The organism is Mycobacterium sp. UM_CSW (assembly GCF_000455205.1).
Taxonomy (GTDB): Bacteria; Actinomycetota; Actinomycetes; order Mycobacteriales; family Mycobacteriaceae; genus Mycobacterium.
Genome location: NZ_AUWQ01000171.1, coordinates 1 through 1,091, shown reverse-complemented (window position 1 = coordinate 1,091; position 1,091 = coordinate 1). Strand labels below are relative to the sequence as shown.

At 79.1% G+C, this 1,091-nt stretch carries 1 pseudogene; it reads left to right on the top strand.

Going from position 1 to position 1,091, the window contains the following annotated elements:
* Positions 1-1,091: pseudogene (locus N415_RS32385) on the top strand (PE family protein); the annotation flags it as partial.

Sequence of the window (1,091 nt, the reverse complement as noted above, 5' to 3'; positions counted from 1 at the left end):
GGCGGCGCCGGCGGCGCCGGCGGGGACGGCGGAACAGCTCTGGGCGGCGCAGGTGGCGCCGGCGGCAGGTCGGGGCTCATCGGGAACGGCGGTAACGGCGGTAGCGGAGGAGCCGGCGAGGCCGCCGCCGGCAGCACCGGCGGCGCGGGTGGCGCCGGTGGCAGCGGCATGCTGATCGGCGACGGCGGTAACGGCGGCAACGGCGGGCTCGGCGCGACCCGGGGCACGACCGGTGCGGGCGGCATCGCCGGTCAGCTGGTGGGCCTGGATGGATTCAACGCTCCCGCCAGCACCAACCCGCTGCACACCATTCAGCAGCAGGCGCTCAACGCGATCAACACGCCCACCGAGGCACTGACCGGGCGCCCGCTGATCGGCAACGGCGCCAACGGCGCTACAGGGACGGGCACCGCCGGCGGGGACGGCGGGCTCCTGTTCGGCAACGGCGGGATCGGCGGCTCCGGCGCGGCCGGCGCTGCCGGTGGCCACGGCGGGGCCGGCGGCGGGCTGTTCGGCGCCGGCGGCTCCGGCGGCACGGGCGGCGCGTCGGCAACTGGCAACGGCGGGACGGGCGGGGCCGGCGGCAACGGCGGACTGTTCGGCTCCGGCGGAACCGGCGGAGCCGGCGGAAGGGCACCCAACGGCGCCACCGGCGGAGCCGGTGGGGCGGGCGGCAACGCCGGCACCCTCGCAGGCGCCGCCGGGGACGGCGGCGACGGCGGAGTTGCCTTTACACCCGGGGTGGGCGGCGCAAGCACCGGCGGCGCCGGCGGAGCCGGCGGCAACGGGGGGATATTCGCCAGTGGCGGGGTCGGCGGAAACGGCGGGTTCGGCCTCACCAGCGGCGCGGGCGGGGCCGGCGGAGCGGGCGGCATGCTCTCAGGCGACGGCGGAGCCGGTGGGGCAGGCGGGTTCAGCAGCCTCAACGGCAGCAGTGGGGCCGGCGGGAACGGCGGCAACGGTGGACTGTTCGGCGCCGGCGGCAACGGCGGCACCGGCGGAAACAGCCAAACGACCGCCGGGGCGGGCGGGCACGGCGGCAATGCCGGCCTGCTCAGCATGGGCGCGGCCGGCGGGGCGGGCGGCACCGG